The sequence below is a fragment of the Porphyromonas bennonis DSM 23058 = JCM 16335 genome, assembly GCF_000375645.1.
GTDB lineage: Bacteria > Bacteroidota > Bacteroidia > Bacteroidales > Porphyromonadaceae > Porphyromonas_A > Porphyromonas_A bennonis.
In genome coordinates this window covers 1-5,369 of record NZ_AQWR01000064.1, presented here as the reverse complement: position 1 = coordinate 5,369, position 5,369 = coordinate 1, and the positions used below count along the sequence as shown (strand labels likewise).

The 5,369-nt window shown below is 59.2% G+C and carries 6 protein-coding genes; all 6 read right to left on the bottom strand.

Features of this window, described 5'->3' with window-relative positions; translation table 11 throughout:
• Positions 1–220: 220 nt before the first annotated feature.
• Positions 221–934, bottom strand: coding sequence for a DUF5020 family protein (locus B088_RS07885; protein ID WP_018107886.1), 714 nt, complete (start codon positions 932–934; stop codon positions 221–223).
• Between the two features lie 3 nt (positions 935–937).
• The gene (locus tag B088_RS07880) at positions 938–1,939 is read right to left on the bottom strand and encodes an aspartate-semialdehyde dehydrogenase (protein ID WP_018107885.1); all 1,002 of its coding nucleotides are present in this window, start codon (positions 1,937–1,939) and stop codon (positions 938–940) included.
• Positions 1,940–2,069: 130 nt separating this feature from the next.
• The gene (locus B088_RS08800) at positions 2,070–2,201 is read right to left on the bottom strand and encodes a hypothetical protein (RefSeq protein ID WP_018107884.1); all 132 of its coding nucleotides are present in this window, start codon (positions 2,199–2,201) and stop codon (positions 2,070–2,072) included.
• A gap of 555 nt (positions 2,202–2,756) precedes the next feature.
• Positions 2,757–3,275 (bottom strand): dihydrofolate reductase, encoded by a 519-nt coding sequence (locus B088_RS07875; protein ID WP_018107883.1) that lies wholly within the window; start codon positions 3,273–3,275, stop codon positions 2,757–2,759.
• Positions 3,272–4,066 carry a thymidylate synthase gene (locus B088_RS07870; protein WP_018107882.1) on the bottom strand — a complete coding sequence of 265 codons (795 nt, stop codon included), beginning with the start codon at positions 4,064–4,066 and terminating at the stop codon, positions 3,272–3,274. The genes B088_RS07875 and B088_RS07870 overlap by 4 nt, the downstream gene beginning before the upstream one ends.
• Complete coding sequence (gene thiL, locus B088_RS07865; protein WP_018107881.1) at positions 4,063–5,100, bottom strand: thiamine-phosphate kinase; 1,038 nt, start codon at positions 5,098–5,100, stop codon at positions 4,063–4,065. Before thiL ends, B088_RS07870 begins: the two co-directional genes overlap by 4 nt.
• Positions 5,101–5,369 lie beyond the last annotated feature (269 nt).

Below are 5,369 nucleotides of genomic sequence, written 5' to 3'. Positions count from 1 at the left end.
TTGACTGACTGGTATGTGCGACACCCTGGCGGGGTCGTATACCTTGAATGCGTCGTCCTTTCCCGGGGTCTTCGGCACTTCGTGCCTCGACGCGCGGCTAAACAGCGATGATCCCTCCGGGGCTTCGCCCCTGCGGGATCGGCAGGCGGGAGCAAAAAAAAGGAGCGAAGCAGTCTGATGACCGCTTCGCTCCTTTTTTTTTGCTTTTATCCTCAGAGGATCAGAAGGTCCACTTGGCAGCGATGGTGGGACGGACGTGGAAGGCCTCCGGGAGGAGGGTATTGTACTCCATCCGCAGCTCGGTACCGATGGAGAGATTGAGCTCGTCCGGCACGCCGACAAATTGGTTTACATTGCACCACACCTGCGGCTCGGCACGGAAGATCACCCGACGGCGAGCCTCATCGGCACCGAGGTTGGTCCGCAGCACGGCAAAGCCGCGTATGGTCCAGACGCGATTCCAGCTGGTCCAGGCGGCATCGCCCCAGAGCTGGAAGTTGTGCGGCTTCTCGTAGCCAAAGTCATACCGGTAGCTCGGAGCCACGGTGAGGTCGACATACTCGTTGTGGAATCGGTAGGAGATACCGGAGGAGATGGCGTGGGTGCGGTCGGCCATATAGCGCATCGCGCCATGGTACTCGAGGCGAAGGGCGAGGGGAGCGTCGACAAACTTGATGTCCCTCTGCAGGCGGGCGTCCAGGTCGTAGAGCCGCTCGGAGGCGGGATTGAGCCGAATGTAGCCGTAGTTACGCCCCCACTTGTCGTAGGAGAGGTGGCCGAGCTTGATGAGGATCGGCTTCTCTCCCGAGAGGTCGTTGTAGACGTGCCGACCGAAGTCGTAGTGGATCTCAGCCGTGGTCTGTGCTGTCGCGGTGAGGGTGGTGAGGAGTAGCGCCGACGCAAGTGCCGGCAGGAGTTTCTTCAGTAGTGTCATATGTTACTTGTTACGAATGATATACTCGCCGATCTGGATGGCATTGAGTGCTGCGCCCTTGCGGATCTGGTCTGCCACGCACCAGAAGGATAGCCCATTGGGGTCCGTGAGGTCCTGACGGACACGGCCGACGAAGACCTCGTCCCTCCCTGAGAGGTCGAGCGGCATCGGGTAGACCTGCTGTGCCGGGTCGTCCATCAGTATGCAGCCCTCGCCTATGCGGAAGGCCTCCTGAGCCTCCTCCGTCGTCATCGGGTGCTCCAGCTCACACCAGACCGCCTCGGAGTGGGCGCGGAGCGCCGGCACGCGGACGCAGGTGGCGCTGACGCGTATGTCGCTCCCCATGATCTTCCGGGTCTCGTTGTACATTTTCATCTCCTCCTTCGTGTAGCCATTCTCCTGGAAGACATCGATATGAGGGATGAGGTTAAAGAGCAGCTGGTGGGAGAATTTCTTCACCTCCAGCGGTTTTCCCTCGGCATAGTCGTGGGTCTGCTGCTCCAGCTCCGCCATACCGCTCGCACCGGCACCGCTGGCGCACTGGTAGGTGGCGACGTGGACACGGCGAATGTGTGTCTTGCGCTCAAGCGCCTGCAGGGGGACCACCATCTGGATGGTGGTGCAATTGGGGTTGGCTATGATCCGACGGGGAGCCGAGAGGGCGGCAGAGGCATTCACCTCCGGCACCACGAGCGGCACATCCTCGTCCATGCGGAAGGCGCTCGAGTTGTCGATCATCAGGGTGCTATGCTTGGTGATAGTGGAGGCAAAGGCCTTAGACGTGCCTGCTCCGGCGCTGACGAAGGCGATATCGATGTCGCGGAAGGCATCGCCCTCCTCGAGCAGCTCCACGGTCACCTCCCTACCCTTGACGGTGTAGGACCGCCCCGCACTGCGCTCCGAGCCGAAGAGGCGGATCGTGTCGCACGGGAAGTCCCGCTCCTCGACCAGCTTGATCAGCTCCTGTCCCACGGCACCACTGGCGCCGACGATTGCTATATTCATACTGTTCTTTCCTTTATTGTGACTAAGGGCAAAGGTACCTTTTTTCGCGTATCCTCAGAGACAGCACGAGACGAAATGACGTATCGATCATTTCGTCTCGTATAGTAAGTAATCGCTATGTGACCTTATGTCACGGCTCGACAAGCTCCAGCTTATTGTCTCGCAGACGTAGCTTTATGTCAATATCCTCCACGGGGAACTTCTCGCTATCATTCTTACGGGTATAGGTAAAGTCCCCGCAAGTCACCTCTTGTAGGATCATATGAGGGTCCCCATAAGAGAGAGGTGGTCTGGGTTCATCGTTATAACGATATTCAAAAGTACACGTGAAACGAATTTCAGAGGCTTGATTTCGGAGGGTAAAATGTGATGTAAAACGATCACGATCGGTTAAACGCACATCACAACTGATCGGACTGACAGTAGGAGCAGAGTACGTGACTTTTACCACCCCATCCTTCATTATCTCAGTAGACCGCTGTTTCAGCGATGTGGGAGAATTTCTACTGTTGTCGATGATTTCAATAGCTTCTAGATTCACCTCTTCTCCCTCTTGCGGGACGATCCACAGATTAATGCGTCCGAAATATGCCGCTCCAATGAACGTTCGACACTCCGGTGTATTCCCTTTCCCATAACAGCTCGTAAGCGCAAGGGAGAGGATAATGAATGTGACTATAACAGCTATGTCACATATAGTCTTTCTCTTTACCATAGGATTACTAGTTAGTTTAGTGTTGTGAATATTCGGGAGAGGTGTAATACCGTAAGTTGGTATACATTATCGGGTAGAGTTTAAAGTAATTCTCCGATTTTCCTACGACTTCCGTCGCTCCAGCGTAGTGAAGGTGTAGGGGAAGGCGTTGGACGGGTCGGCGGGGTGCGGCTCCTCCCGGACCAGCTGCCACTCCGCCGGATCGATGTCGGGGAAGTGGGTGTCCGCGTCGGGGAACGTGTAGTGCACCAGCGTCACGTAGAGCCTATCCGCCCTGTCGATCAACTGCTCGTAGATCTGCCGACCGCCGATGACGAAGACCTCGTCCGCCCCCTCAGCGAGTCGGAGCGCCTCCTCCACCGAGTGGGCTACCACAGCCCCCTCCTCCACGGCGTAGTCAGGTCGACGGGTGAGGACGACATTCAGCCGTCCCGGCAGCGGTCGGCGGGGGAAGGACTCGTAGGTGGTGCGCCCCATAAGGATCGGGTGCCCCATGGTGGTCTCCTTGAAGTGGCGGAGATCCCCCTTCATGCTCCGCCCCCAGGGCATATCGCCCGCCTGCCCGATTGCTCCGTCGCTGTCCATGGCGACGATGAGGGAGAGGGTGCTTGTCTTGCTCATACAGATACTTTGCCTGATATGTGTGGCCAGGGATTATAGTCCTCCAGCGTAAAGTCGTCGTAGGTGAAGTCCTCTATCCGTGTCACGCCCGGTCGGAGCCGCATCGTCGGCAGGAGCCGAGGCTCCCGCGTGAGCTGCTCCCTGACCTGGTCGAGGTGATTGAGGTAAATGTGTGCGTCACCAAAGGTGTGGATAAAGGTGTCCGCCTCCAGCCCCGTCACCTCCGCCACCATCATCAGCAGGAGGGCGTAGGATGCGATGTTAAATGGCACCCCGAGGAAGAGGTCAGCGCTCCGCTGGTAGAGCTGGAGGGAGAGCTTACCGTCTGCGACGTAAAATTGGTAAAGCACGTGGCATGGCGGCAGTGCCATCCGGTCGATCTCCCCCACGTTCCACGAGTTGACGATCATCCGGCGGCTGTCGGGACTCTTCCGGATCATCTCGATCACCTCTGCCAATTGGTCGTGGGTCACGCCCGAGGCATCGAGCCAGTGCCGCCACTGAGCGCCGTAGACCGGTCCCAGATCGCCCGCCTCATCGGCCCACTCGTTCCAGATCCGGACGCCATGCTCCTGCAGGTACTTCACATTCGTCTCGCCCCGGATAAACCAGAGCAGCTCGTAGATGATGCTCTTCAGGTGGAGCTTCTTCGTCGTCAGCAGCGGGAAGCCCTCGCTGAGCGGGAAGCGCAGCTGCGCACCGAAGAGACTGATCGTCCCGGTGCCGGTGCGGTCCTCCTTCCGGTGTCCCTCATCCAGCACCCTTTGCAATAGATCGAGATACTGCCTCATGACTCCGTCGTCGTGGTACTCTGTGAGCGAAGGGGCGTCTCGTTCCCGCCACTGCTGACGAGGCGACAGCCCATACTCGCATCGGTGACGAAGCCGACCATCGTTACGCCCTCCAGCCCCTCGATCAGCTCCTTGTCGGTGAGGGGAAGGGTAAAGAGGAGCTCGTAGTCCTCACCGCCATTGCAGGCAATCGCGGTGGGATCCAGCCCCAGTGCCTCCGCCTGCCGTCGTGTCTCCGCAAGGATCGGCAGCCGCTCCTCGTAGACCCGACAGCCGACACCGGAGAGGTCACATAGGCGAAGGAGATCGCCTGCCAGCCCCTCTGTCACCTCCGTCATCGCCGAGGGACGTATCTCGTTCCCGATGGGTGACGGGCTGAGGTCGTACCGCGCCACGGGGCGCATCTGGCGGGAGAGGAAGTAGGCTCCGCCGCCAAAGTCCGGCGCATAGTCCTCCTGCCCCATCCGGTCGAATACCTGCTTCTCCCGCTCCAGCATCGTCAGCCCGAGGAAGGCGGCACCGAGGTCGCCCGTGACGCAGATCAGGTCATTCTCCTGCGCCGTGTCGCTCCTGAGGAACCGTCCCCGCTCGACGCTCCCCACCACATGGGTCGAGAGCATCAGCCCGGTACGCGACGAGGTGAAGTGGCAGCCCATCAGTCCACAGCCGTAGATCTCGCACGCCTCGCGGACGCCGCTCATCAGCGCCTCAACATCCTCCACCTGAAACCTCGCCGACAGCCCCACCGACACCTCTACTCCCTCAGCCCTGCCGCCCATGGCGACGATGCGAGAGACCCCCTTGGTGACAGCTTTGAAGCCGAGGTACCTGAGGGGGAAGTAGACCAGGTCGAAGTGGACCCCCTCCAGCATCATGGCCGAAGCGGCGATCAACTGACGCCCCTCACCCGGCTCCAGCACTGCGGCATCGTCAGCCGGGTCACTCTGCAGGAGAGAGGAAGAGGGTGACTGGGAGCGAAAAGACTTCAGGATCCGCTCCTTCAGTCCCGCCGGTCCTATCTTAGCTATTTCCATACGCAACGCAATTCTATTTCCACAAAGTTACCTTTTTCCCCACCATTCCCTCTCCACAATACCAACGATACGCAGGGGGTGACGCATTTGAGCAGTACAACTAAGAAGTAATAATCAGTCGCTGTGCCATCTCGTCGACTGATCTCAGCCCTACTGCTACCGCCTGCCGATCCCGCAGGGGCGAAGCCCCGGAGGGATCTTCGCTGTTTAGCCCGCGTGTCGAGGCACGAAGTGCCGAAGACCGCGGGAAAGAGGACCCCGGTAAAGAT